This window comes from Bowmanella yangjiangensis (genome assembly GCF_017255015.1).
Classification (GTDB): Bacteria; Pseudomonadota; Gammaproteobacteria; order Enterobacterales; family Alteromonadaceae; genus Bowmanella; species Bowmanella yangjiangensis.
On the sequence record NZ_JAFKCS010000706.1, the window covers coordinates 1 to 376 of the forward strand.

At 57.7% G+C, this 376-nt stretch carries 1 protein-coding gene; it reads right to left on the reverse strand.

The annotated features are described in order from the left end of the window. Positions 1–189: 189 nt before the first annotated feature. A partial coding sequence (locus tag J0A65_RS26345) for a hypothetical protein (protein ID WP_206597136.1) occupies positions 190–376 on the reverse strand: 187 nt, incomplete at its 5' end.

Here is a 376-nt window from a genome sequence, read left to right on the forward strand (position 1 = left end):
GGTCAGCCACCCGGTCAACGCCCACCATCTGCCGGGGCGTCCGGGGCTGCACTTGCTGCAACCCGGGCAAACTTGCCGGTTGACTGTCACCCTGCACTACCAGGCGCTGACCAACTGATCACTGGACATTCATCGGACGTCGGCGATAATACGCTTCCGTTGCACCACGCAACTTTTCTCGACGAATAGTTACAGATACTCGTAACAACCGAGACAGGAGAACGATGCCGGCATTTCATGCCGCATTGCACGCTCCCCCGCCAGTCGACGCGAACTTTCCATGCACGCCAGGCCGAAACTGATCGACCTGGTATTGCGCGTGTCATCTGGATCGATCAGGAACCTACAGGTAAACCCCGTGACGAAAGACGAACTG